The sequence below is a fragment of the Sphingopyxis terrae subsp. terrae NBRC 15098 genome, from assembly GCF_001598815.1.
Taxonomy (GTDB): Bacteria; Pseudomonadota; Alphaproteobacteria; order Sphingomonadales; family Sphingomonadaceae; genus Sphingopyxis; species Sphingopyxis terrae.
This window is the reverse complement of sequence record NZ_BCZQ01000003.1, coordinates 339,625-362,958: the sequence shown is the minus strand read 5'-3', so window position 1 is coordinate 362,958 and position 23,334 is coordinate 339,625. Positions and strand designations below refer to the sequence as shown.

The following is a 23,334-nucleotide window of genomic DNA, read 5'->3' as shown; positions in this document are numbered from 1 at the left end:
AAAGAAAAGGGCGGGAAAATCCCGCCCTGTCCCTGGTCTCAGTCGCCTTCGCCCGGTTCGGGCGAGAAGAATTTTTCATATTTGTCGTCGACGCCCTTATATTCGTCGGCGTCGGCGGGGCTGTCCTTCTTGGTCGTGATGTTCGGCCATTCGGCGCTGAACTTGCTGTTCACTTCCAGCCATTTTTCAAGGCCGCTCTCGGTATCGGGCAGAATCGCCTCGGCGGGGCATTCGGGTTCGCACACGCCGCAATCGATGCATTCATTGGGGTTGATGACGAGCATATTCTCGCCCTCATAGAAGCAGTCCACGGGGCAAACCTCGACGCAATCCATATATTTGCAGCGGATGCAGGCGTCGGTGACGACATAGGTCATGGGTAAGGGCTCCCTTCGTGGCGGATTGCTGCCGCCCCTTGTTGCGATTCCCCGCCTCCTATGCCGCGTGGCGGCGATGCGTCAATGGTCCGCCGCCAGTTGCGAATCACTCTCATTTCCCGGAGAGGCCGGCGCAGAGGTCAGTCGTTCGTAACAGGCCTGCGCTTCGGGCGCGGGACCGCGGCGTGGCGGCAGGGTCAGGAGGCGGATCACTTCGATGCGTTCGCCGACCGGCAGCACGATCGTCGCGCCGGGATGGACCGCGACCGACGCGCGGCTGACGCGGCGGCCGTCGAGGCGGATATGCCCCGCCGCGACCATCGCCTGCGCGATGCTGCGCGAGCGCGCGAAGCGCAGATACCAGAGCAGCTTGTCGAGCCGGATGCTGCCTGCTGCGCCGGGGCTTGCCATCAGTCCTTGCGCGCCTCTGCCATCAGCGCGGCCAACCCGGCGAAGGGGCTGTTCGGCGACGGGCCGCGCCGGACCGGGCGGTCGGGACGGTCGGTTCGCGGTGGCCGCGCCCCGCCTTTGCTCTGCTGCTGCCCCTGCGGCCGCTGACCCTTTGCCGTGTTCGGCTTGCCGGTCTTGCGCGGCTTGGCTCGGTGCCGTGCCGGGTGTCCATCGGTCGAGGTTGTGGCCTTTGTTTCAGGCCGTTTGTCGCCCGCCTTGTGCTTGCGGCGCTTGCGCTTGTCGGCGGCCTTCAGCCCCGACCAGCGCCAGCGCTGGAGCGCGGGGTCGCCGACGCTGCGAAAGCCGAACGCCTGCAGCAGCGCGCGGCGCGTTTCCTCGTCAAGCCCGAGCGAGATGGCGAGCGCCGGGTCGATGACGAAGCCGGGCGGCGGCGCGGCCGAAACCCCCTGACCTTCGTCGGCGCCGTCAGGATGGTCGGCATGATGTTCGGCTGCACCCGCGACGGGCTCGGTCGGCGGATGCGCGGCCTTCAGACGCGCGGCATGGGCCTGACGCGCCAGCTTTTCGGCCATGTCGATACGCAGCCAGCCCGAGGCGCAGCGGCGGAAGCCTGCAATGCGCAGCCCGCCGTGATGGCCGCTCTTTTGCAGCACCGCGCCCTGCGGCGGCAGCGCCGGGATCGGTGCGCTTCCTTGTTGCGCCGCGAGCAGCGCGGCGCGCCAGCGCACGGCTTCGGGCTTGAGAAGCAGGTGGTGAAAAAGGTCGAGCGACCCGACAGTCAGGCCGAGCTTGCGCAGATAGGGGCGTTCGTCGGCGCTCATCGCGCCCAGTTGCGCCTCGACCTGCGCGCGCGGCGCCATGCCGCCGCCATCGACGAGCGCGGCGAGCAGCGCGCGGACATGCGGCGGGGTGAACAGGTCGCCCGCCGCTTCGCCCATCGCGGCCAGCGGCGCGGCATGGCGCGCGAGCTGTTCGGCGACGAAAATCTGCAACCGCTCGGCGATCGCTTGCACCTGCTGCGGTTCGAGCCGCCGAAGCGACGGGTCGATCTGGATCGCCGGCTGTACAAGTGTCGGGCCGCGCGCGAGTGTCGCGATCGTCTGGCCGTGCCAAGCGAGCCGCGGCGGCGCGCCGGCTTCGCTGACCAGTTCGATCGCCTTGTCCTCGCCGCTTGCAAGCAGCGCGGCGCGGCGGGCGAGTTCGGCGCGCAGATGCTTCTCGGCGGTGGCGAGTAAAAGGCGGTGATCGCTGGCGCGCGCGCCGGGATCGACCTTGAACTGAAAGCCTTTGAGCGTCCCGATCGCTTCGCCGTCGACGGCGACGGTGCCGTCGGGGCCGACCGCGACCGGCAGCGCGGCGTGGCGCTGCCCCGCATCGCGGATCAGCAGCGCCAGGCGGCGATCGACGAAACGCTGTGCGAGCGCCGCATGCAGCGCGTCGGACAATCGCGATTCGAGGTCCTGCGTGCGCTCGGTCCATCCGGCGCCGCCTTCGATCCAGTCGCCCCGCTGGGCGATAAAGCATAATGTGCGGACCGCGGCGATGCGGCTTGCGAGCTGGTCGATATCGCCATCGACCTGGTCGAGCCGGGCGAGGCGGCGCGCGAACCAGTCGGGGTCGATCATCCCGTTGCCGCTTGTGCGCCATTGCCACAGCTTGAGGACGGTGCGGCTATGATGTTCGGGGCCGAGCTGTTCGAAATCGGGGAGGCCGCACACGTCCCACAGGCGCTGCACCGCGGCGGCTTCGTCGGCGCGTGCGCGCACCTCCATGTCGCCCGCCAGATGCTTGAGCACCGCAATATCGACGGCTTCGGGGGCCGGGCGCAGCGCCTTGTGCTCGGGCGGCCGCGCAAGGTCGGCGATCAGCGTGTCGAGCGTATCGAAACGCGGCGCCGGATTGCGCCAGAACAGGCTGGTCAGCGGCGGGAAATGATGGCCTTCGATCGCGGCGATTTCTTCGGGCGTGAAGCCGCCCTGCGGCTGGCCGACGGTACCGAAACTGCCGTCCTGCTGGTGCCGCCCTGCGCGTCCGGCGATCTGCGCCATTTCCGATATGGTCAGGCGGCGGACCCGGCGGCCGTCGAATTTCTGCAGGCTCGCGAAGGCGACATGCTGGACGTCGAGGTTCAGCCCCATGCCGATCGCGTCGGTGGCGACGAGATAGTCGACCTCGCCCGCTTCGAACATCGCGACCTGCGCGTTGCGCGTCTTGGGGCTGAGCGCCCCCATGACCACCGCAGCGCCGCCCGAAAAGCGGCGCAGCATCTCGGCGATCGCATACACCTCCTCGGCCGAAAAGGCGACGATCGCCGATCGTTTGGGCAGGCGCGACAGCTTTGCTGCGCCGGCATAGCTCAGCGTCGAAAAGCGCGGCCGGCTGATGACGTCGATTTCGGGAACCAGATCGCGCACCAGCCCCTTGATGCTCGCCGAACCAAGGATCATCGTCTCTTCGCGGCCGCGCGCGCGCAGCACGCGGTCGGTGAAGACATGGCCGCGCTCGGGGTCGGCGCCAAGCTGCGCCTCGTCGATGCCGACGAAGGCGACGTCGCGGTCGACCGGCAGCGCCTCCATCGTTCCCAGCACATAGCGCGCTTCGGCAGGCCAGATGCGTTCCTCCCCGGTGACGAGGGCGACCTGCGCGGGCCCTTTGATGGCGACGACCCGGTCATAGACCTCGCGCGCCAGCAGGCGCAGCGGAAAGCCGATCATCCCGCTGGCATGCGCCGTCAGGCGCTCGACCGCCAAATGGGTTTTGCCGGTGTTGGTGGGGCCAAGGACAGCCTTGACCGGGTGGGAGGAGTGGGACGGCATTTTCTTGGATGCAACGCTGGCACGGGCGGCGCGGCGGCGCAACAGCGGATCGACGAAGGCGGAGCGATCCGGTCGATTTCCCGATCGCGGCACATCATAACCCGCACGCGCCACGACTGGCCGCAAGCCCGCGCGTTCGCGTGGCCGTTAAATTGACTTTAACGGCCTTTGTTTACAGACCTCGGGTCGAAAACATCATCGACGGCCGGGCTTTGGGGGCCCGTCGAGCGGGGGTTGCGATTTGTTTCAGCGTCACGAACCCATCGCGGGTATGTCGGGCAATGCCGCGACCCTGTCGATGTCGCAGGCGATTTCGCTGCGCCGTGCCGCGGACGAATCGCCCCGCGCGCTGTCCTGGATCGACGCGCTGCGCGACCGTTTCGCGCATATCGACCTCGTCCCCGACCTTGGCGACAATATCGGATCGGCGGAATGGTGGCGCGGGCTGGCCACGCTCACCTTGCTGTGCGGCACGGCCATATCGACCTTTCCGGGGCTGAAACCGCTCGAGATCGGCGGCGCTCCGGCGCTCGACGCATCGGACTTCAACGAAGCGCGCGCGCAGATGATCGTGCCGATCGCCTATGGCGGCGACACCGGGCGCCATATGGCGGCGACCGACGCGGTGCGCCCGCTGGCCCAGACGCCCGAACGGCCGCAGATCGAACTCACCGCGACGCTGGGGCAGGGCGACAGCTTCGCCCGCGTGCTCGAACGCTCGGGCGTCGGCAGCCCCGATGCGCAGGCGATCGCCAGCCAGGTCGCGGGCGCCGTGCCGCTGTCCGATATCGCCGCGGGAACGCGGATCGACCTGATCCTCGGCCGCCGCGCCGCGCGCACGATGCCGCGCCCGGTCGATGCACTCGCGATGCGGGCGCGCTTCGACTTGCGGATCGAGATGGAGCGTATCGACGGCCGACTGGTGATGCGCCGCATCCCGATCGCGGTCGACAATACACCGCTGCGCATCCGCGGCCGGGTCGGCGACAGCCTCTATCGCTCGGCGCGCGCCGCCGGCGCACCGCCCGAGGCGATCCAATCCTATCTGCGCGTGATCAGCCGCCAGATTTCGGTCGGCAGCGATATTCGCGCATCGGACGAATTCGACATCATCCTCGACCATCGCCGCGCCGAAACGGGCGAGAGCGAGACGGGCAAGCTGCTTTACGCCGGGCTGGTGCGCGGCGGAAAGCCGAAACTGTCGATGATCGAATGGACGGTCGACGGCCGCACCCAATGGTATGAAGCGTCGGGCATCGGGCAGCAGCGCGGCGGCATGGTCCGTCCGACGAACGGCCGCATCACATCGACCTTCGGCATGCGCCGCCACCCGATCCTCGGCTACACGCGCATGCATAGCGGCGTCGATTTCGGCGGCGGCTACGGCGCGCCCATTTATGCGGTCAGCGACGGCGTGGTGACGATCGCGGGGCGGACCGGCGGTTTCGGCAACTATGTGAAACTGAACCATGGCGCGGGTCTGGGCACCGGTTACGGCCATATGAGCCGCATCGCGGTGCGCCCGGGCCAACATGTCAATCGCGGTCAGGTCATCGGCTATATCGGGTCGAGCGGCCTGTCGACCGGCCCGCATCTTCACTATGAAGTCTATCGCAACGGCGTCGCGGTGAACCCGCTGTCGGTCAGCTTCGTGACGCGCGCGCAACTCGAAGGCAAGGCGCTCGCCGATTTCCGTGCCCGCATCCGCCAGCTCACCTCGGTCTCGGTCGGCGCCGCGCTGACGCCGGTCGCCGCCCGGCCCGCCGAAGGGCCCAAGCTCGGTTCGCTGGCCGACACCGCATCGAAGCGGGCCGGCGAAGGAATCTGACGGCGGCCAATATCCATTTGCCCGGCGGCCAAGCGCCGCTATGCACACGGGCATGACTCACGCCGCTTTCCCAGACCTGCGCCTGCGCCGCACCCGCCGAACCGCCTGGAGCCGCGCGATGGTGCGCGAGACGCAGCTGACCCCCGCCAATCTGATCTGGCCGCTGTTCGTCTGTCCGGGCGACGGCGTGGAAGAACCGATCGCCAGCCTGCCTGGCGTGTCGCGATGGTCGGTCGACCTGCTCGTTGCGCGCGCGCGCGATGCGGTCGACGCGGGCATCCCCTGTCTCGCCCTCTTTCCCTATACGCAGCCCGACCGGCGCAGCGAGGACGGCGCCGAAGCGCTCAATCCCGACAATCTGATGTGCCGCGCGACCGCAGCGATCAAGGATGCGCTCGGCGATGTGATCGGCGTGCTGACCGACGTCGCTCTCGATCCTTATACCAGCCACGGGCAGGACGGGCTGATCGACGCGGCAGGCTATGTCGTCAACGACGAAACGGTCGAGGTGCTGGTCGGCCAGGCGCTTAATCAGGCGCGCGCGGGCGCGGACATCATCGCGCCCAGCGACATGATGGACGGACGCATCGGCGCGATCCGCGAAGCGCTTGAGGTCGAGGGCTTCGGTCATGTCCAGATCATGAGTTATGCCGCCAAATATGCGTCGGCCTTCTATGGCCCCTTCCGCGATGCGGTGGGATCGCGCGGGCTGCTGAAGGGCGACAAGAAGACCTATCAGATGGACCCCGCCAATGTCGAAGAGGCGCTGCGCGAGGTCGAACAGGATCTTGCCGAGGGCGCCGACAGCGTGATGGTCAAGCCGGGTCTGCCCTATCTCGACGTGGTGCGCGCGGTGAAGGACGCGTTCGCGGTGCCGGTCTATGCCTATCAGGTGTCGGGCGAATATGCGATGATCGAGGCCGCCGCGGCGGCAGGTGCGGGCGACCGCGATGCGCTCGTCCTCGAAACCCTGCTCGCCTTCCGGCGCGCTGGCGCGTCGGGGATTCTGAGCTATCACGCGCTGCACGCGGCGAGGCTGCTCACTGCATGATCGCTTCCGCTTCGCCGCGTCGGCCCCTGTTCGTTCTGACCATCTTGGTCGGCAGTTTCCTGCTCTTCCTCGTTCAGCCGATGGTCGCGCGCATGGTGTTGCCGCGGCTCGGCGGGGCGCCGGCGGTGTGGAACAGCGCGATGCTCGTCTATCAGGCGCTACTCCTTGGCGGCTATGCCTATGCGCATTGGCTCGGGCGTTTCGCGGTGCGGCGGCAGGCGATGATCCACCTCGGCCTGCTGCTCGTTGCGGCGCTGTGGCTGCCGGTCGGCCTCGCGCGGATCGCCCCGCCGGCGCCGGGGCAGGAGGCGTTGTGGGTGCCGCTTCTGCTCTTTGCCTCGATCGGTCCCGTCTTCTTCGCGGTTTCGGCGCAGGCGCCGTTGATGCAGCGCTGGTTCGCCGCCGATCCGCGCGCCGGCGATCCCTATTTCCTCTATGCGGCTTCGAATCTGGGCAGCTTCGCCGGGCTGATCAGCTATCCCGCGCTCGTCGAACCGCTGTTGCCGCTCGCGAAACAGAGCATCGGCTGGACGCTGGGCTATGTTCTGCTGTTCATGCTGGTTGCGGCCGCCGCCGCGGCGCGCTGGGGGCGCGGCCCGGAAAACGCCCAATCGCCGGACACGGCCGGCGACGAAGCCAGGCCGGACTGGCGGCGACAGCTCCATTGGCTGTTGATCGCCGCCGTTCCGTCGGGCCTGATGCTGTCGACGACCACGCATCTTACGACCGATATCGTCGCGATGCCTTTGCTCTGGGTGTTGCCGCTCGGGCTCTATCTGCTCAGCTTCGTGCTCGCCTTTTCCAGCTGGACGTCGCTGACCAACGTCATCGTGACCATCGCCCCGGCGCTGCTGCTGCTCGTCGGCGGGCAAGCGCTGCTCGGGACGGGCGGCGGAACGATGCTCGTCGCGCTGGCGAGCCTCGTCATGCTGTTCGTCGTCGCGACCGCGCTCCACGGCTATCTCTATTTCCTGCGGCCGGGACCGCGGTATCTGACCCTGTTCTATCTCATCATGTCGGCGGGGGGCGTCCTTGGCGGCGCCTTCGCGGCGCTGGTGGCGCCGCTCGTCTTCAACTGGGTCTATGAGCATCCGGTGCTGGTGCTTGCCGCGGCGATGCTTTTGCCGTTGCCTGCGCTGCTGCCGTGGGAAAAATGGCTGGGACTGCGCCGCCCGCTACCCGTCGTCGCCGCACTGGTCGCGATTGCGGCCTTCGCATCGTGGAAGCTTGTGGCGACCTGGGACGGGACGCTGCACGGCGCGCATGTCGTCTGGGCGGCGATCATCGTGGCGGTCGGTCTGCTCGTCATTCGCTGGCGCTGGGCCTATGTCACCGTGCTCTTCCTCTTGATGCTCGGATTCGGGGGCGTCCAGACGCTCGAAAAGGGGCGCGACGGGATGCGGGTGCGCAGCTATTTCGGTATCTATACCGTCACCGACGACCGCTATCATCAGCAGCGGCGGCTCGCGCATGGCACGACGCTGCACGGGCTCCAGCGCACGACGCCCGGCCACGAACTCGATCCGACTACCTATTATGGCCATCAGTCGGGGGTCGGCCTGACGCTCGACAGGCTGCCCGAACTCGCCGGGCCGGATGCCGCCGTCGGCATTGTCGGCCTGGGGACGGGCACCTTGTCCTGCTATCGCAAACCCGGGCAGCACTGGACGATCTTCGAAATCGACCCGGTCATGGCCAATCTAGCGCGCGACCCCACCAAATTCACCTTCCTGTCGCGCTGCGCCGCCGATACGCCGATCGTGATCGGCGACGCGCGCTTGCAGATCGCGAAGCTGCCGCCGACGCGCTTCGATGTGCTGGTCATCGATGCCTTTTCGTCGGACGCGATCCCGCTGCATCTGCTGACGCGTGAAGCGTTCGATGCCTATACGCGCGCGCTACGCCCCGGCGGCATCCTGCTCGTCCATATCTCGAACCGCTTCTTCGATCTCGAACCCGTGCTCGCTGCCGAGGCGCGAGGGCGCGGGTGGAGCGCGGCGATCCGGCTAGACCCGGGCCCGGAGGACAGCGAGTTCGGTGATCTCACCGGATCGAACTGGGTGGCGCTGACGGCGACGCCCGCCCGCCTTGCCCAGTTGACGCACGGCCTGCGTCCCCGTCAGAGTGCCGCCGCGAACGACGCCTGGGTCGCGCTGCGTGGTGAGTCGGGGTTCCAGCGCTGGACCGACGATTATGCGTCCACGCTACCGATACTTCTCTGGGGCAATCTGATCGGGAAACATGAATGACCTACACCGACGTCAGCATCATCAGCGTGAACGGCAAGTCGCCGCAAATCGATCCGAGCGCCTTCATTGCGCCGGGTTGCCGGATCATCGGCGACGTGACGATCGGACCCGACGTCAGCATCTGGTATAATTGCGTGCTGCGCGCCGACGTCAGCCGCATCGTCGTTGGCGCGCGGTCGAATATCCAGGACGGCAGCGTCGTGCACTGCGACGGACCCATGCCGGGCCGTCCCGAAGGTTATCCGACGATCATCGGCGAGGATGTACTGATCGGCCATATGGCGATGGTGCACGGCTGCACGCTCGCTGACCGCGCCTTTGTCGGACTGAAGGCGACGGTGATGAACGGCTGCCGCATCGGCAGCGACGCGATGCTCGCGGCGGGCGCGCTGTTGACCGAGAATAAGGAAATTCCGGACCGCGAACTATGGGCGGGGTCGCCGGCGCGCCGGGTGCGCGAGATCGGCGACGCGCAGGCGGCGGGAATGCAGATGGGCGTTGCCCACTATGTCCTCAACGGACGGATGCACAAGGCGGCGATCGACGGCTGAGTCTTCTCCCCTCCCGCTTGCGGGAGGGGACGGAAGGTTAATTCTCTTCCGGAACCGCCAGCCCGTTCTTCAGCATCACCGGCACCTGCGTCAGCGTGAAGAGGAAGGACAGCGCGGTCACGCCCCAGACCTTGATCGTCAGCCAAGTATCGAAACTCATCCGCCCGGCTTCGATCAGCACGTACATCACATGGTTCGCGATGCCGAGCGCGGCGAAGAACAGGCCCCAGTTGCGCGACAGCAGCAGCCAGCCGCGTTCGGTCATCCCGTCGAGCGCCGACTGGAGCAGATATTTGAGCATCGGCTTCTTGAACCACCAGCCGCCGAGCAGCATCAGCGCAAAGACCGCATAGATGATCGTCGGCTTCATCACGATGAATTTGGGATCGTGGAGATAGACGGTCAGCGCGCCGAACCCGATGACGAGGATACCCGACATCCACAGCATCGGCGAAATCCGCCCGAGCTTCCATTTCGAGATGCCCATCGCAACGAGGATCGCGACCATGAAGGCGATCGTGCCCTTGATCGCGCCCGTAGTCGCGGCGAAGGCACCCTGGCCGCCGGCGGTGAACTTGTAGGTCAGGAAAAAGACGAGCAGCGGACCGAAGTCGATCGCGAAGTTCAGCCAGCCATGCTTGGCGGGCGGCGCGGCGGGGACGGGTTCGGGGCCGCCGGGAAGCTGGTCGAGCGGTTCGCTCATCGGATATTTCCTGCAATGATGCCCGCGATCTCGTCGGGGTCGAAGGGGCGCAGATCGTCGATCGTTTCGCCGATGCCGATCGCGTGGATGGGAAGGCCGTGGCGTTCGGCCGCGGCGACGAGGACGCCGCCGCGCGCGGTGCCGTCGAGCTTGGTCATCACGAGCCCGGTCACGCCCGCCACGTCACGGAACACGTCGATCTGCGACAGCGCATTCTGTCCGGTGGTTGCGTCGAGAACGAGCACGACGTCGTGCGGTGCTGCGGGGTTGAGGCGGCCGAGCACGCGCTTGATCTTGGCCAGCTCGTCCATCAGCTCGCGCTTGTTCTGGAGCCGCCCGGCGGTGTCGACGATCAGCACGTCGATGCCTGTCGCGGTCGCCTGCTTGACCGCATCGAACACGATGCCCGCCGCGTCGCCGCCCTCGGGTCCGGTGACGATCGGCACGCCCAGCCGTTCGGCCCAGACCTTGAGCTGGCCGATTGCGGCGGCGCGGAAGGTGTCGCCGGCGACCAGCATAACGCCATAATCCTGTTCCTGGAACAGATGCGCGAGCTTTGCGATGGTCGTGGTCTTGCCCGATCCGTTGACCCCGATTACCAAAATGACCTGAGGGCGGGGGAAAGCATCGATTTCAAGCGGCTCGGCGACCGGACGCAGCACCGCCGCAATCTCCTCGGCCACGACCCGGCGCAATTCGTCGGTTCCGTTCGCGGCAATGTCGCGGCGTTCGGACAGGCGATCGCGGATACGCGCCGCCATGCCGGGGCCAAGGTCGGCGGTAATCAGCGCTTCCTCGATCCGGTCGAGGTCGTCTTCGTCGAGGCGCGACTTGCCCGTCAGTCCCGCGAGATTTTCGCCAAGCCGTTCCGACGTGCGCCGAAAGCCGCCGAGCAGCCGCTCGCTCCAGCTCGGTCCGCTCATCCCGATATCCTTTCCGCATTCATTCTGTCGCCGTCGCGTGCGCCCGCCCGGACCGGCACGATGGCGCCCGGTTCGGCGGGCGCGGTCAATGTCAGCGCGGCGAAGTTTTCGGCATGGCCGGTTCGGCCGTCGCGCTCGACCAGCATGGTCGTTGTCGACCCCCTCAGCCGGTCCAGCCAGGCATGACGCCGCCGCGCATTGGCCTCGCGCAGCCGCGCCGCCCGCTCGCGCGCCACACCGCGTCCGACCTGCGGCATCCGCGCCGCGGGCGTCCCGCTTCGCGCGCTGTAGGGAAAGATGTGGCCGAAGACGATGTCGCAATCGTCGATCAGCGCCAGGCTGTTCGCGAACATGGCGGCATCCTCGGTCGGAAAGCCCGCGATCAGGTCGGCGCCGATCGCGATTTCCGGGCGCGCGGCCTTCAGCCGTTCGACCAGCCGCACGGCGTCGGCGCGGCGGTGGCGGCGCTTCATCCGCGTCAGCACCATGTCGTCGCCCGCCTGCATCGAGAGATGAACGTGCGGCATGATCCGCGCGTCCTGCGTCAGCAGCGCGAACAACCCATCGTCGATACGGTCCGGATCGAGCGACGATAGGCGGAGCCGTTCGAGGGGCAGGCGCAGCAAGGCTTCGACCAGCGCAGCAAGGCTGGTGCCGCTGTCATCGCCATAGCTGGCAAGATCGACCCCGGTCAGCACGATCTCGCGCTGGCCGCGGTCTATCGCCGTCCGGGCCGCTGTCAGGATCGATTCGACCGTTGCCGAGCGAGCGGCTCCCCGTGCCAGCACCGTCGCGCAGAAAGTGCAGCTATGCGAACAGCCTGTCTGCACGCCCAAGAAAGCGCGGGCGTGGTCGGCGCCGGAGAGGGCGGGGGTGTAGGGAACGGAAGAACGGCCCTTCGACAGGCTCAGGGCGAACGGTGACGGAGGAGCTCCGTCATCCATCTCCGCTCGTGCCGAGCTTGTCGAAGCACCGTTTTCGACTTGGTAGCTTGCCGTTAGCCCCTTCGCATCGTTGGCGACCACCCGCGCACCCATTGCGGCAAAGCGCTCGGCCTCCAGTTCGGCGGCGCAGCCGGTAACGACCACCGCGGTGTCGGGGCGCTCGCGTAGCGCGCGCCGCACGGCCTGGCGGGTCTGGCGCACCGCTTCGTCGGTCACCGCGCAGCTGTTGAACACGATCGTGTCGCGCGCTGTGGCGCGCGTCGCGGCGGCGCGGATCGCTTCGCCTTCGGCCAGGTTCAGCCGGCACCCGAAATTGACGACCTCGACCCGGTCGGCTTCGGCAACGCTCATCCGAATTGCGCCCAGTCGGTCTCGCCCTCGAACACGCGGGTCGCCGCGCCGCTCATCACGATCGGCTCGCCGGGCGACCAGCGGATCACCAGATCGCCGCCGGGCAGCGACACGGTGACGGGCGATTTGACGATGCCGGCGCGGATGGCGGCGACCGCGGTCGCGCACGCGCCCGTGCCGCACGCCTGCGTCAGCCCGACGCCGCGTTCCCAAACGCGAAGCTGAAGCTGATTTTCGCCGTCGAGGCTGGCGACATTGACGTTGACCCGCTCGGGAAACAGGGGGTCGGTCTCGATCCGCGGGCCCAGGTCGCCCAGTGCGACCGCGTCGGCTTCGGGGACGAAGAAGATGATGTGCGGATTGCCGACATTGACCGCCGCGCCATGTTCCAGTTCGTCCCAAGCGACGGGCATGTCGCGGGTGTCCATCGGCATGGCGAGCGGAATATGCTCCCAGTCGAAGACGGGTTCATCCAGCACGACTTCGGCGCCGCCGTCGGCGGGGGTCACGCGCAGCATTCCGCCCAGCGTTTCGATGACTGCGGGCTTGCCGATCAGCGTGGCGACGCAGCGCGTCGCATTGCCGCACGCCTCGACCTCGCTGCCGTCGGCGTTGAAGATACGCATTTTGACGTCGGCCTTCGACGACGGTTCGAGCAGGATAAGCTGGTCGCAGCCGATGCCGTGGCGGCGATCGGCAATCGCATGCGCCCGCGCCGGCGTCATCTCGACGCTGTTCGCGCGCGCATCGATCACGACGAAGTCGTTGCCGAGGCCATGCATCTTGGTGAAGCGGTCCGCCATAGTCCGCGCATGTAAGGGCGCCGACGGGCGAAGTCTAGCGATGTGGCGGCGTCAGGCCGTCTTGCGCAGCACTTCCTCGTCGCCGGCGGGCGGCGGCGTTTGCGGCAGCGCGGGCGCGCGGAGCAGGCCGCGGTCGGCAAGCAGGCGCGCCGTGTCGTCGGCGGACGCGGCGCGACCGAAGAACCAGCCTTGGCCCTTCGCGCAGCCGAGCCGCGTCAGTTCGATGGCGGTTACTTCGTCTTCGACGCCTTCGGCAGTGATCGGCATGGCGAGGCTTTCGCCGAGGCGCACAATTGCCACCACAATCGCCTGCGCATCGGGGCTGCCGCGCATCGCGGCGACGAAGCTGCGGTCGATCTTGATGCGGTCGAAGGGCAGCGCACGCAGGTGCGACAAGGAGCTATAGCCGGTGCCGAAATCGTCGAGGCTGAGCGACACGCCCTGATTCTTGAGGCTGGTGACGATCGAGCGGACGAGCGGCAGATTTTCGAACAGCGAGCTTTCGGTAATCTCGACCTCGAGCTGGCTGGCGGGGTAGCCCGTTTCGACCAGCAGCTTGGTGAGCTTCTGGCTGAACCAGGGGTCCTTGAGCTGTTGCGGCGAAATATTGACCGCGAGAATGATCGACGGATCCCAGCCTTTGGCGATTTCCATCGCGCGGCGGATGACCAGCAGCGACAATTCGCCGATCAGCCCGCTTTCCTCGGCGATCGGGATGAAGCGTTCGGGCGGGATCATACCATATTCCGGCGAATCCCAGCGCATCAGCATTTCGAAGCCGACAAGGCGGCCGGTCGCGATGTCGACCTGCGGTTCGAAAAAGGGAATGAACTCGCCGCGCGGCATGCCTTCGCGGATGCCGTTTTCGATCTGGTTGCGGACCTGGACCGCCATTTCCATGCCCTGCTCGAACCAGCAATAGCGGTTCCGACCCTCGTCCTTGCAGTGATACATCGCGATGTCGGCCTGGCGGATCATGGTTTCCATCGTCATGCTCGCGTCGTTGGCAAGCGCGATGCCGAGCGAGGCGCCGATGCGGATATGCTGCGCATCGTGGGCGACCGAATCCTCGAGCGACGAAACCAGTGCCGCGGCGAGCGCGTCGATGTTGGCGCGCGCGGCGGGCTCGAACGGGATCATCGCGACGAATTCGTCGCCACCGAGCCGCGCCTTGGTCGCATTGGGCGGCAGGATGGCGGTGATCCGCTCGGCCGCGACCTGCAACACGCGGTCGCCCGCGGCGTGGCCGTGGATGTCGTTGACCGTCTTGAAATGGTCGAGGTCGAGCAGGAACAGGGCAACGTTGCGCTTTTCGGCCACGGCGCTGGCGATGAGTTGCTGCCCCGCAACGATCAGCGCGCGGCGGTTCAGAAATCCGGTCAGCGGATCGGTGTCGGCCAGATAGCGCGCGCGCTGTTCGGCCTCGGTGCGCTCGCGAATCTCGCGGTTGAGGTCTTCGTAACGGCGCCAGCCGAACAGGATCAGCGCAACATTCAGGATCAGCGCCGCCGACAAGACCTTATCCGGCCCGCCGCCGATGCCGATCAGCGTCTGCACCACCGCCTGCATCACATTGCCGCCGGTGCCGACGAACATCACGATCGCGGCGACGACGATTCCCCCTGCGATCATGTCGCGTCGGGCGTCCTCGCTGCGGTTTCGCGGCTTCATCGTCGAATTCATGCTATAGTCCCCACCATTCGCCGCATATGCCGGCAAAGCGGTGAAATTTGCGTTAAGTGGCGCGCCGCTGCGAAGTCCGGGCCAGCGGGCGGTCCGACTTGCCTTTGTGGGCGATCTCGCTTAAGGAGCCGCCGTCCGCCGATTGGATTCGGGTGGGCATATCGACATCCGCGACGGAATTTCTGTCCACGGATAGCCGCTGGTTGGCGAGGTTTCGCTCACCGGCGTGTTTTGCGTTGCGGATCGAGAGAAGGGTTTGGAAGCGCATGTTCGACAGTCTGAGCAATCGGCTTGGCGATGTTTTCGGGAAGCTCCGCGGCCGCGGTGCGCTGACCGAGGCCGACGTGCGCGCGGCGATGCGCGAAGTGCGCATCGCACTGCTCGAAGCCGACGTCGCGCTGCCCGTGGTGCGCAGCTTCGTCGATCAGGTCACCGAACTTGCGGTCGGTCAGAATGTCCTGCGCTCGGTCACGCCGGGGCAGCAGGTCGTCAAGATCGTCAGCGACGCGCTGACCGAAATGCTCGGCTCCGAAGCTGCCGAACTCGACCTTGCCGTCACGCCGCCCGCCGTTGTCATGATGGTCGGCCTTCAGGGGTCGGGCAAGACGACGACGACCGCGAAGATCGCGAAGCGGCTGAAGGACAAGGAGCGCAAGAAGGTGCTGATGGCGTCGCTCGACGTCAATCGTCCCGCCGCGCAGGAACAGCTCGCGGTCCTCGGTAGCCAGATCGACGTCGCGACCTTGCCGATCATCGCCGGGCAGCAGCCGGTCGAGATTGCGCAGCGCGCCATGCAGGCGGCGAAGCTTCAGGGCTTCGACGTGCTGATGCTCGATACCGCGGGCCGCCTCCACGTCGATCAGCAATTGATGGACGAGATGCAGGCGGTATCGCGCACGGCGAATCCGGCCGAAACGCTGCTCGTCGTCGACAGCCTGACGGGTCAGGACGCGGTGCAGGTCGCGCAGCGCTTTACCGAACAGGTGCCGCTGACCGGCGTCGTGCTCACCCGCATGGACGGCGATGCGCGCGGCGGCGCCGCGCTGTCGATGCGCGCCGTCACCGGCAAGCCGATCAAATTCGCGGGCACCGGCGAAAAGCTTGACGGTCTTGAAGTCTTTCAGCCCTCGCGCATCGCGGGCCGCATCCTCGGCATGGGCGACGTCGTCAGCCTCGTCGAACGCGCCGCCGAGACGATTCAGGCCGAAGAGGCCGAGGCGATGGCGAAGAAGATGGCGAAGGGTCAGTTCGACCTCGACGATCTTCGCACGCAATTGAACCAGATGCGCCGCATGGGCGGACTGGGTGCGCTGGCGGGCATGATCCCCGGCCTGAAAAAAGCACAGGCGGCGATGGCGCAGAGCGGCACCGACGACAAGGTGCTGGTCCATTTCGACGCGATCATGGGCTCGATGACGCCCAAAGAGCGCGCGAAGCCCGAAATCATCAATGCGAAGCGCAAGATCCGCATTGCCAACGGGTCGGGTACCACGGTGCAACAGGTGAACAAGGTGCTGAAAATGCATCAGGAAATGTCCACCGCGATGAAGAAGATTCGCAAGATGGGCGGCCTCAAGGGCCTTGGCGCCCTCCTCGGCCGCGGCGGCGGTATCCCCGGAATGGGCGGCGGCGGCGGTGCCGGCGGACTGCCCGGCCTTGGCGGTGCCGGACTTCCGCCCGATCTCGCCAATCTGCTGAACAAGAAGAAATAACCCGGAAAATCAAAGTCAAAGTTAGAAAGTCAGAAGGAAAATATCATGGCTACCACCATTCGCCTTTCGCGCGGCGGTTCGAAAAAGCGCCCCTATTACAAGATCGTCGTTGCCGATTCGCGCAGCCCGCGCGACGGCCGTTTCATCGAACGCATCGGCAGCTACAACCCGCTGCTCGGCAAGGATAATCCGGACCGCGTCAAGCTCGACGCCGAACGCGCGAAGCATTGGGTTTCGGTTGGTGCGCAGCCGACCGACCGCGTCGCCCGCTTCCTCGACGCCGCGGGCGTGAAGGAACGTTCGGCCCGCAACAACCCGAACAAGGCTGTCCCGGGCGAAAAGGCCAAGGAACGCGCCGAGGAAAAGGCCGCGAAGCTGGCTGAGGCCGAAGAAGCTGCGGCGGCCGCCGCTGCGGCTCCGGCTCCGGCCGAAGAAGCTGCTCCCGAAGCCGCTGAATCGGATGCGACCGGCTCGGTGAAGAGCGAAGAAACCGCCGAAGCGGTTGCCGACGCGGTTGCCGAGGAAGTTCCGGCCGACGCGAGCGCCGAGGACGCGGCTGCGATCGCCGAAGAAGTTGCCGAAGGCGGCCCCGTCGCCGAAGCCGGCGAAGAAAAGGCCGAAGGCTAAACCCTTGGCCGCCGCCGATCGTCCCGTCACCCTGGCCGCCATTGCCGGCGCGCACGGGGTCCGGGGCGAGGTGCGGCTCAAATTGTTCGGTGAAGGCGCGGAGGCTCTCCGCGCCTTTTCCGTTTTCGACGCCGGCGCCCGCAAGCTGACGCTGAAATCGGTACGCCCCGCCAATCAGGGGGCGGTGGCAAGCTTTGCCGAAATCGCCGATCGCAGCGCCGCCGAAGCGCTGCGCGGTACGGTGTTGACGGTCCCGCGCTCGGCGCTGCCGTCGCTCGCGCCGGGGGAATATTATCATCACGACCTGATCGGCCTGCCCTGCGTTTCGACCGACGGCGAGGTCGTCGGTCATGTCGTGGCGGTCGAGAATTTCGGCGCCGGCGACATATTGGAAATCGAACGTCCGGCCGAAGCGGGGCACAAGCCGAAGCGCTTCATGGTGCCGATGACCGCGCAGGCGGTTCCTGCCTGGAACGCCGAGGGCGTGACCGTAGCGGCGGCCTTCGTCGAATAGGCGTCGGCGCAAGGGCTTGGCGTTCGCTGCCGGGGCGTCTAGCCTGACCGCCCGCCAACCAGAGAGAGGTCCGCAGAAAGGTCCATGTTCGCTCCCCTGATCCTGTCGCTCGTCCTTGCGGTGCAGTCCGTTCCGGCACAGACCACGCAACTGCCCCCGCCGCCGCCGCCCGTTCCGGCGGCCGTGACGCCCCCGGTCGAGGTCGCGGCGCCCGATACGCGGCCTTATGTCGCGCTCAAGACCGACGCAGGCACGATCGTCGTTCGGCTGGAGGACAAGCGGGCGCCGATCACCAGCGCCAATTTCCTCCGCTATGTCGACAGCAAGCGGATGGACGGGTTCAAATTCTATCGCACGACGCGCAGCTGGGGTGAAGGAAACAAGCTGATCCAGGCGGGCAACCGCGGCGACCCGCGAACCAACTTTCCGCCGATCGCGCATGAGCCGACGACGAAAACCGGCCTTACCAATTGCGACGGCGCGCTGGTGATGGCGCATTTGCGCCCGGGCGATGCGACGACCGATTTCTTTTTGCTGTTGTCCGACATCAAGGGCTTCGACGCCGACGCGCCCGGCGGCGATGGAGCTGGTTTCGCGGTATTCGGCGAGATTGCTTCGGGGCGCGACGTGGCGGAAAAAATCTTCGCGATGCCGGTTTCCGAGACCGCGGGCGAGGGCGTGATGCGCGGCCAGATCCTCGATCCCGCCGTGACCATCTTGTCGGCGCGCCGCGTTCCGGCGCCTGCCGATGCACCCAAAGGCTGTGTGGTGAAGGCGCCCGCGGTTCCGGCGCCGTGACGCCCCCGGACGCCGCCGGACGATTTGGTTCGCGAAGCCGACGAAAGACATGATCATTTATTTTGCGTTCATCTGCGCTGTGGCTATACCGCGCCCATGACTCAGCGCCCTTCCTCTCGCGCCGCCGTGCGCCTGATCGCCGCCGCCCTCGTGATTTCGCCGCTGCTCGCGGCCTGCGCCGGCGGGGGTGGGGTCAAGAAGGACACGCGCTACGTCGCGCGTGACGTGAATACGCTCTATCGCGCCGCGCAGGATCGTCTCGACCGCGGCCAGTACAAGCTTGCCGCGGCGTTGTTCGACGAGGTCGAGCGTCAGCACCCCTATTCGCCTTGGGCGCGCCGGGCGCAGCTGATGAGCGCCTTTTCCTATTATATGGACCGCGAATATACTCCGTCGATCGAATCGGCGCAGCGTTTCCTGTCGATCCACCCCGGCAACAAGGATGCGCCTTACGCCTATTATCTGATCGCGCTCAGCTATTATGAGCAGATCAGCGACGTGACCCGCGACCAGAAGATCACGCAGCAGGCGCAGGCCGCGCTGGGCGAGATTGTGCGCCGCTATCCCGATAGCCGCTACGCCGCCGATGCGCGGTTGAAGCTCGATCTTGTCCGCGACCATCTGGCCGGCAAGGAGATGGAAATCGGCCGCTTTTACGAGCGCAGCTCGAACTGGCTCGCGGCCTCGATCCGCTTCCGCGAAGTCGTCGACAAATATCAGACGACCAGCCACGCGCCCGAGGCGCTGTTCCGACTGACCGAATGCTATCTCGCGCTCGGCGTTCCCGAAGAGGCGAAGAAGTCGGCGGCCGTCCTCGGCGCCAATTATCCCGGCAGCAAATGGTACGAGCGCGCGTACAAGCTGATGGAAAAGCACGCGCCCAGCGCCTGATGCATCGCGCGATAGATTCGCGCTTTGTTCTATTGTAAGGCGGGGCCGGATGCTGACCGCGCTGTCCATATCGAATATCGTTCTGATCGAACGGCTCGACCTCGATTTCGAGGGCGGGCTGGGCGTGCTCACGGGCGAAACCGGCGCCGGCAAGTCGATCCTGCTTGACGCGCTGGGGCTTGCGCTGGGCGCGCGCGCCGACACGGCGCTGGTGCGGCAGGGCAGCGACCGGGCGCAGGTCACCGCCAGCTTTGCGCCGCCGGCAGCAGGCACGCCGCTCGCCGCGCTGCTCGCCGACAATGATGTCGTGCTGGAGGATGGCGAACCGCTGCTCATCCGCCGCACCGTCAAGGCCGACGGCGGCAGCCGCGCCTTTCTGAACGATCAGCCCTGTTCGGCGGCGCTGCTGCGCGAAGTCGGCAGCTATCTGGTCGAAATTCACGGGCAGCATGACGATCGCGGCCTGCTCGCGCCCGCGGGGCATCGCGCACTGCTCGATGCCTATGCGCGCGCCGATGCAGGCGCGGTGGCGGCGGCGCATGCCAGCTGGCGCAGCGCCGGGGAGCGGCTGGCAGCCGCGCGCGCCGCGATTGCCGAGGCCGAACGCGACCGCGAATGGCTGGAGCATTGTGTTGCCGAGTTGCGAACGCTGGCGCCGCAGCCGGGCGAAGAGGCCGAACTCGCCGAGGCGCGCGCCGCGATGCAGAAGGGCGAGCGGATTGCGGGCGACCTTTCCACGATCATGGAGGCATTCGACGGCAGCGCCGGCGGTCCCGCCCTGCTGCGCGGTGCCGCGCGGCGGCTCGATAGGCTGGCGGGCGACCATCCGCTGCTTGCCGAAGCGCTCGCCAGTCTCGATCGCGCGATCATCGATGCCGACGATGCCGAAGCCAAGCTGCATGAGGCGGCACGCGCCCTTGAATATGATCCCGACCGGCTCGAAGCGACCGAGACGCGGCTGTTCGAACTGCGCGCAATGGCGCGCAAGCATGGCGTCCAGCCCGACGAACTGGCCGCGCTGACGGACGATCTCGCCGCGCGGCTCGACGCGATCGAGGGCGGCAGCGCGGGGCTTTCCCGGCTCGAAGCGGCGGTCGCCGAAAGTGCCGCCGCCTACACCCATGCCGCGACCGCGCTGTCGGATCAGCGGACGAAGGCCGCGGCGCGGCTCGATGCGGCGGTGGCCGGCGAACTGGCGCCGCTCAAGCTCGATGCCGCGCGCTTCCGGACGCTCGTAGAACGCCTGCCTGCCGAGCGTTGGGGTGCGGACGGCATCGACCGCGTCGAATTTCTGATCGCGACCAATCCCGGCGCTCCTTTCGCTCCGCTCGCCAAAATTGCCTCGGGCGGCGAATTGTCGCGCTTCATCCTCGCGCTGAAGGTTGCACTTGCCGAAGAGGGTGGTGCCGACACGATCATCTTCGACGAGATCGACCGCGGCGTCGGGGGCGCGGTGGCGAGCGCGATCGGCGAGCGGCTGGCACGGCTTGCCGGCGGAAGCGGAAAAGGCGCGGGCAAGCAATTGCTCGCGGTGACGCACAGCCCGCAGGTCGCCGCCAAGGGCGCGACGCATTTCATGATCGCCAAGTCGAGCGAAGGAACGGTGACGCGCACCGGCGTCCGCGCGCTCGACGAAGCGGGGCGCCGCGAAGAAATCGCCCGGATGCTGTCGGGGGCCGAAGTGACCGCGGAGGCGCGGGCACAGGCAGACCGGCTGCTGGAGGTAGCGGGGTGAGCGCGCAGCCCCTCGACCGGCCGATCCGAAGCATCCTGACCGGCCGACAGGCGCATCTGGCACAGGGCGATGCGCGGGCGGTGCGGATCGATCGGGATTATGGCCCGTTCGGCGCCGCTGCCGACACCGGCGCGGCCGCGCAAGCCGCACTCGCGGCGCTGGTTCCTGAGGGTGGAGAGTTGTGGCTGGTCGAAGGCGAGGCTTGGCCGCTGCCGCCGGGAACCCGCGAGGTAAAGCGCGCCATTCTGACGCAGATGGTTGCGGAAGGGCCGCCGCCTGAACCGCGCGCGGACGATCCCTTCATCGTGCCGCTGGGCGAGGCCAATGCGGCTGAAATGACCGCGCTTGCCGAGCATGCGAAGCCGGGGCCGTGGGGGCCGAAGACGCATCTCTGGTCCCTTTTTCGGGGTGCGTGAGCAGGGGCGCCTGCTTGCGATGGCGGGGCAACGGATGCTTGTTCCCGGCATGGCGGAGGTCAGCGGCGTCGCGACCTGGGCCGATTGCCGCGGCCGCGGACTGGCGCGCGCGTTGATCGGCCATGTCATGCGCGCGATGGCGCAGCGCGGCGAGACGCCCTTTCTGCACAGCTATGCCGACAATGAAGGCGCGATCGCGCTGTATGAATCGCTCGGCTTTCGGGAACGGCGACAGGTGCACGTGCTGGTGATTGCACGGTGATGGACAGACGCACCCATCTTGCCGCGCTCGCGACTTTCGCAGCAGCAGTTCTGGCACCGCGCGACCTGTTGGCCTTGGAGACGACCATGGACGAAGAACAGCCCCATTATGGCCTGATCGGCCAGATGATCGCGCAGCCCGGCCAGCGCGCTGCGCTTGCTGGGATCCTGACCGAGGATACAGACTCGATGCCCGGCAATTTCACCTATCTGGTCGGCGAAGACAGCGCCAATCCGGATGCGCTGTGGATCGTCGAGCTTTGGGCTGACAAGGATGCCCATGCCGCGTCGCTGCAGTTGCCGTCGGTGCGGGCGGCCATCAAAAAGGGCCGCCCGCTGATCGCGGGATTTGGCGCTCGCGCCGAGTTCAGGCCGATTGCATCCCCTCTGCGCTGAGCGATGGCGAGCGGGGCGATGCAAAGCGGCTTGCCGATTTCGCTCGCGGTGATATCCAATTTCCATTGGGGAGGGGGCTATCATGCTGAAATCGATTTTATCCGCGCGCACCAAGGGCTTGATGGCGCTCGCGGCCCTGCTGCTGTTTGCCCTGCCGACGGCGGCACAGGCGGCAAAATGGTATGTCGACAACACACTGGGCGAAGTGAAGCCCGAGGAAAAGAAGACGCCCGCGATGCCGCGGCCGGTCCAACTGATCTTCGAGTTTCAGCGCGATGGCGCGCCCAACCCGCGCGCGACCAAGGAAGTAAAACCCTGGATCATCGAAGCGCTGCAAAAGAGCGGCGCGTTCAGCGAGGTGCTCGAGACTCCCGTCGCCGGCGGCGCCGTGCTCAGCGTCACTTTCAACAATATCGTCAAGAAGGAAGATGTCGACAAGGCGAAGAAAGACGGCTTTCGCGCCGGGCTCGGCTTCGGGCTGTTCGGTGGCGTCGTCGCGACCGACCGCTATGACGTGACCTTCGAATATCTGCCGGGCGAGGGCGCCGCGTCGATCAAGACGCTGGTTCAGCACGCATTGCACATGAAATATGGCAAGAAGGACGTCGAAATTCCGGGGACGCAGGTCAAGAATGTGACCGAGGCGGTGAAGACGGTGGTGCGTCAGGCGACGGATCGCGGCGTCAACAATCTCGTCTCCGATCCCGCTTTCCCGCAATAGATGGCCTGGCGGCGGCTCGCCTTTTTCGCCGCGACGACAGCCCTTCTTGCGCTGGCGGGCTGCGTCCATGCGCAGATCGACGACACGGCGCCGTCGATCGAGACGCTGAAGTCGCTGCGTGCGGCAAAGGTTCCGCCGATCGCGCTAGGTCCTTTCGTCGATGCGGGCGGGCAGGCACCCATTGCGCGCGCCGTTATCATTCGCGGCTCGACGCTCAGCCCGCCGAAGGGGGCCAGCTTCGCCGAATTTCTGGGCATGAGCTTCGAAAAGGAACTGCGAGCGGCGGGGCGCTTCGATGCAAGCGCGCCGGTCGCGATCGCGGGGCGGCTGATCGAAAGCCGGGCCGGCGAGACTCATGCGTCGCTGGGTGTGCGCATCACGGTGCTACGCGGCGAAGGGCCGGGCTTTTCGAAGGACTATCGAGTCGAGACGCGCTGGAAGGGTGATTTTATCGGCGCCATCGCTATCCCCGAGGCGTTCCGGCAGTATAATGCGCTCTATCCCTTGCTCGTGCGGCAGGTCTTCGCCGACCCCGCCCTGTTGGAAGCTTTGAAATCGCCGTGACCACTGAAG

General features: G+C 66.9%; 24 protein-coding genes. 15 read left to right on the top strand and 9 right to left on the bottom strand.

What is annotated here, in order from left to right:
• Nucleotides 1-38 precede the first annotated feature (38 nt).
• From fdxA to STE01S_RS01830, 3 genes are all read right to left on the bottom strand, one after another.
• The gene (gene fdxA / locus STE01S_RS01840; protein WP_003043060.1) at nt 39-377 is read right to left on the bottom strand and encodes a ferredoxin FdxA; all 339 of its coding nucleotides are present in this window, start codon (nt 375-377) and stop codon (nt 39-41) included.
• A gap of 81 nt (nt 378-458) precedes the next feature.
• Nucleotides 459-788, bottom strand: coding sequence for an RNA-binding S4 domain-containing protein (locus tag STE01S_RS01835; RefSeq protein ID WP_003043057.1), 330 nt, complete (start codon nt 786-788; stop codon nt 459-461).
• Nucleotides 788-3,604, bottom strand: a complete 2,817-nt coding sequence (locus STE01S_RS01830) for a helicase-related protein (protein ID WP_062764600.1) — start codon at nt 3,602-3,604, stop codon at nt 788-790. The genes STE01S_RS01835 and STE01S_RS01830 overlap by 1 nt, the downstream gene beginning before the upstream one ends.
• A gap of 241 nt (nt 3,605-3,845) precedes the next feature.
• Between STE01S_RS01830 and STE01S_RS01825 the strand changes: the two genes are divergently transcribed.
• From STE01S_RS01825 to STE01S_RS01810, 4 genes are read left to right on the top strand one after another with little or no spacing between them, the layout of a single operon-like run.
• A complete protein-coding gene (locus tag STE01S_RS01825; protein WP_322787061.1) occupies nt 3,846-5,432 on the top strand; it encodes a M23 family metallopeptidase in 1,587 nt (528 codons plus the stop codon).
• Nucleotides 5,433-5,484: 52 nt separating this feature from the next.
• The gene (gene hemB, locus STE01S_RS01820) at nt 5,485-6,483 is read left to right on the top strand and encodes a porphobilinogen synthase (protein ID WP_062764597.1); all 999 of its coding nucleotides are present in this window, start codon (nt 5,485-5,487) and stop codon (nt 6,481-6,483) included.
• Nucleotides 6,480-8,732, top strand: coding sequence for a spermidine synthase (locus STE01S_RS01815; RefSeq protein WP_062764288.1), 2,253 nt, complete (start codon nt 6,480-6,482; stop codon nt 8,730-8,732). Before hemB ends, STE01S_RS01815 begins: the two co-directional genes overlap by 4 nt.
• Nucleotides 8,729-9,283, top strand: coding sequence for a gamma carbonic anhydrase family protein (locus tag STE01S_RS01810; RefSeq protein WP_058811148.1), 555 nt, complete (start codon nt 8,729-8,731; stop codon nt 9,281-9,283). Before STE01S_RS01815 ends, STE01S_RS01810 begins: the two co-directional genes overlap by 4 nt.
• 37 nt (nt 9,284-9,320) lie before the next feature.
• On the opposite strand, the gene STE01S_RS01805 is transcribed toward STE01S_RS01810, so the two are convergent.
• Genes STE01S_RS01805 through STE01S_RS01780 form a run of 6 tightly spaced genes read right to left on the bottom strand, consistent with a single transcriptional unit; the run spans nt 9,321 to nt 14,958 of the window.
• Nucleotides 9,321-9,986, bottom strand: coding sequence for an inner membrane-spanning protein YciB (locus STE01S_RS01805; protein ID WP_082813177.1), 666 nt, complete (start codon nt 9,984-9,986; stop codon nt 9,321-9,323).
• Nucleotides 9,983-10,909, bottom strand: a complete 927-nt coding sequence (gene ftsY / locus STE01S_RS01800; protein ID WP_062764286.1) for a signal recognition particle-docking protein FtsY — start codon at nt 10,907-10,909, stop codon at nt 9,983-9,985. Before ftsY ends, STE01S_RS01805 begins: the two co-directional genes overlap by 4 nt.
• Nucleotides 10,906-12,204, bottom strand: coding sequence for a MiaB/RimO family radical SAM methylthiotransferase (locus tag STE01S_RS01795; protein WP_062764284.1), 1,299 nt, complete (start codon nt 12,202-12,204; stop codon nt 10,906-10,908). The genes ftsY and STE01S_RS01795 overlap by 4 nt, the downstream gene beginning before the upstream one ends.
• Nucleotides 12,201-13,007, bottom strand: coding sequence for a diaminopimelate epimerase (dapF, locus tag STE01S_RS01790; RefSeq protein ID WP_062764282.1), 807 nt, complete (start codon nt 13,005-13,007; stop codon nt 12,201-12,203). The genes STE01S_RS01795 and dapF overlap by 4 nt, the downstream gene beginning before the upstream one ends.
• Nucleotides 13,008-13,058: 51 nt before the next feature.
• Entirely contained in the window at nt 13,059-14,690 is a 1,632-nt protein-coding gene (locus tag STE01S_RS01785) for a putative bifunctional diguanylate cyclase/phosphodiesterase (RefSeq protein ID WP_062764280.1), read from the bottom strand.
• A gap of 52 nt (nt 14,691-14,742) precedes the next feature.
• Nucleotides 14,743-14,958, bottom strand: coding sequence for a hypothetical protein (locus STE01S_RS01780; protein ID WP_062764278.1), 216 nt, complete (start codon nt 14,956-14,958; stop codon nt 14,743-14,745).
• On the opposite strand from STE01S_RS01780, the gene ffh reads away from it, so the two are divergent.
• The 11 genes from ffh (at nt 14,957) to STE01S_RS01730 (ending at nt 23,325) form a co-directional block, all read left to right on the top strand.
• Nucleotides 14,957-16,402: a signal recognition particle protein gene (gene ffh / locus STE01S_RS01775; RefSeq protein WP_003043033.1), complete on the top strand. Its 1,446-nt coding sequence runs from the start codon at nt 14,957-14,959 to the stop codon at nt 16,400-16,402. The genes STE01S_RS01780 and ffh overlap by 2 nt on opposite strands.
• A 45-nt stretch (nt 16,403-16,447) precedes the next feature.
• Nucleotides 16,448-17,029, top strand: coding sequence for a 30S ribosomal protein S16 (gene rpsP, locus STE01S_RS01770; protein ID WP_062764276.1), 582 nt, complete (start codon nt 16,448-16,450; stop codon nt 17,027-17,029).
• A 4-nt stretch (nt 17,030-17,033) separates the two neighbouring features.
• Nucleotides 17,034-17,543: a ribosome maturation factor RimM gene (rimM, locus tag STE01S_RS01765; protein ID WP_062764274.1), complete on the top strand. Its 510-nt coding sequence runs from the start codon at nt 17,034-17,036 to the stop codon at nt 17,541-17,543.
• 84 nt (nt 17,544-17,627) lie between these two features.
• Nucleotides 17,628-18,341, top strand: a complete 714-nt coding sequence (locus tag STE01S_RS01760) for a peptidylprolyl isomerase (RefSeq protein WP_003043024.1) — start codon at nt 17,628-17,630, stop codon at nt 18,339-18,341.
• Nucleotides 18,342-18,437: 96 nt separating this feature from the next.
• A complete protein-coding gene (locus STE01S_RS01755) occupies nt 18,438-19,232 on the top strand; it encodes an outer membrane protein assembly factor BamD (RefSeq protein WP_062764272.1) in 795 nt (264 codons plus the stop codon).
• A 49-nt stretch (nt 19,233-19,281) separates the two neighbouring features.
• Nucleotides 19,282-20,967 (top strand): DNA repair protein RecN, encoded by a 1,686-nt coding sequence (gene recN / locus STE01S_RS01750; protein WP_062764270.1) that lies wholly within the window; start codon nt 19,282-19,284, stop codon nt 20,965-20,967.
• Nucleotides 20,964-21,383, top strand: a complete 420-nt coding sequence (locus STE01S_RS21000; RefSeq protein ID WP_409371964.1) for a hypothetical protein — start codon at nt 20,964-20,966, stop codon at nt 21,381-21,383. Before recN ends, STE01S_RS21000 begins: the two co-directional genes overlap by 4 nt.
• The gene (locus STE01S_RS20995; RefSeq protein ID WP_409371963.1) at nt 21,322-21,645 is read left to right on the top strand and encodes a GNAT family N-acetyltransferase; all 324 of its coding nucleotides are present in this window, start codon (nt 21,322-21,324) and stop codon (nt 21,643-21,645) included. The genes STE01S_RS21000 and STE01S_RS20995 overlap by 62 nt, the downstream gene beginning before the upstream one ends.
• Nucleotides 21,645-22,040: a putative quinol monooxygenase gene (locus STE01S_RS01740; RefSeq protein ID WP_062764268.1), complete on the top strand. Its 396-nt coding sequence runs from the start codon at nt 21,645-21,647 to the stop codon at nt 22,038-22,040. The genes STE01S_RS20995 and STE01S_RS01740 overlap by 1 nt, the downstream gene beginning before the upstream one ends.
• 82 nt (nt 22,041-22,122) lie before the next feature.
• On the top strand, nt 22,123-22,761 hold the full coding sequence (locus STE01S_RS01735; protein WP_062764266.1) for a hypothetical protein: 639 nt from the start codon (nt 22,123-22,125) through the stop codon (nt 22,759-22,761).
• Entirely contained in the window at nt 22,762-23,325 is a 564-nt protein-coding gene (locus STE01S_RS01730; RefSeq protein WP_058811156.1) for a hypothetical protein, read from the top strand. It abuts the gene before it with no gap.
• The last annotated feature ends 9 nt before the right edge of the window (nt 23,326-23,334 follow it).

Bases quoted from the DNA above. Each gene is read 5' to 3' on its own strand.
- STE01S_RS01795 (WP_062764284.1), bottom strand. From the start codon at position 12,204: ATGAGCGTTGCCGAAGCCGACCGGGTCGAGGTCGTCAATTTCGGGTGC.
- STE01S_RS01760 (WP_003043024.1), top strand. From the start codon at position 17,628: ATGTTCGCTCCCCTGATCCTGTCGCTCGTCCTTGCGGTGCAGTCCGTT.
- STE01S_RS01730 (WP_058811156.1), top strand. From the start codon at position 22,762: ATGGCCTGGCGGCGGCTCGCCTTTTTCGCCGCGACGACAGCCCTTCTT.
- dapF (WP_062764282.1), bottom strand. From the start codon at position 13,007: ATGGCGGACCGCTTCACCAAGATGCATGGCCTCGGCAACGACTTCGTC.
- recN (WP_062764270.1), top strand. From the start codon at position 19,282: ATGCTGACCGCGCTGTCCATATCGAATATCGTTCTGATCGAACGGCTC.
- STE01S_RS01755 (WP_062764272.1), top strand. From the start codon at position 18,438: ATGACTCAGCGCCCTTCCTCTCGCGCCGCCGTGCGCCTGATCGCCGCC.
- STE01S_RS20995 (WP_409371963.1), top strand. From the start codon at position 21,322: ATGCGAAGCCGGGGCCGTGGGGGCCGAAGACGCATCTCTGGTCCCTTT.
- ftsY (WP_062764286.1), bottom strand. From the start codon at position 10,909: ATGAGCGGACCGAGCTGGAGCGAGCGGCTGCTCGGCGGCTTTCGGCGC.
- STE01S_RS01815 (WP_062764288.1), top strand. From the start codon at position 6,480: ATGATCGCTTCCGCTTCGCCGCGTCGGCCCCTGTTCGTTCTGACCATC.
- STE01S_RS01830 (WP_062764600.1), bottom strand. From the start codon at position 3,604: ATGCCGTCCCACTCCTCCCACCCGGTCAAGGCTGTCCTTGGCCCCACC.
- rpsP (WP_062764276.1), top strand. From the start codon at position 16,448: ATGGCTACCACCATTCGCCTTTCGCGCGGCGGTTCGAAAAAGCGCCCC.
- STE01S_RS01785 (WP_062764280.1), bottom strand. From the start codon at position 14,690: ATGAATTCGACGATGAAGCCGCGAAACCGCAGCGAGGACGCCCGACGC.
- STE01S_RS01740 (WP_062764268.1), top strand. From the start codon at position 21,645: ATGGACAGACGCACCCATCTTGCCGCGCTCGCGACTTTCGCAGCAGCA.
- STE01S_RS01835 (WP_003043057.1), bottom strand. From the start codon at position 788: ATGGCAAGCCCCGGCGCAGCAGGCAGCATCCGGCTCGACAAGCTGCTC.
- STE01S_RS01805 (WP_082813177.1), bottom strand. From the start codon at position 9,986: ATGAGCGAACCGCTCGACCAGCTTCCCGGCGGCCCCGAACCCGTCCCC.
- STE01S_RS01735 (WP_062764266.1), top strand. From the start codon at position 22,123: ATGCTGAAATCGATTTTATCCGCGCGCACCAAGGGCTTGATGGCGCTC.
- hemB (WP_062764597.1), top strand. From the start codon at position 5,485: ATGACTCACGCCGCTTTCCCAGACCTGCGCCTGCGCCGCACCCGCCGA.
- STE01S_RS01780 (WP_062764278.1), bottom strand. From the start codon at position 14,958: ATGCGCTTCCAAACCCTTCTCTCGATCCGCAACGCAAAACACGCCGGT.
- ffh (WP_003043033.1), top strand. From the start codon at position 14,957: ATGTTCGACAGTCTGAGCAATCGGCTTGGCGATGTTTTCGGGAAGCTC.
- fdxA (WP_003043060.1), bottom strand. From the start codon at position 377: ATGACCTATGTCGTCACCGACGCCTGCATCCGCTGCAAATATATGGAT.
- STE01S_RS01810 (WP_058811148.1), top strand. From the start codon at position 8,729: ATGACCTACACCGACGTCAGCATCATCAGCGTGAACGGCAAGTCGCCG.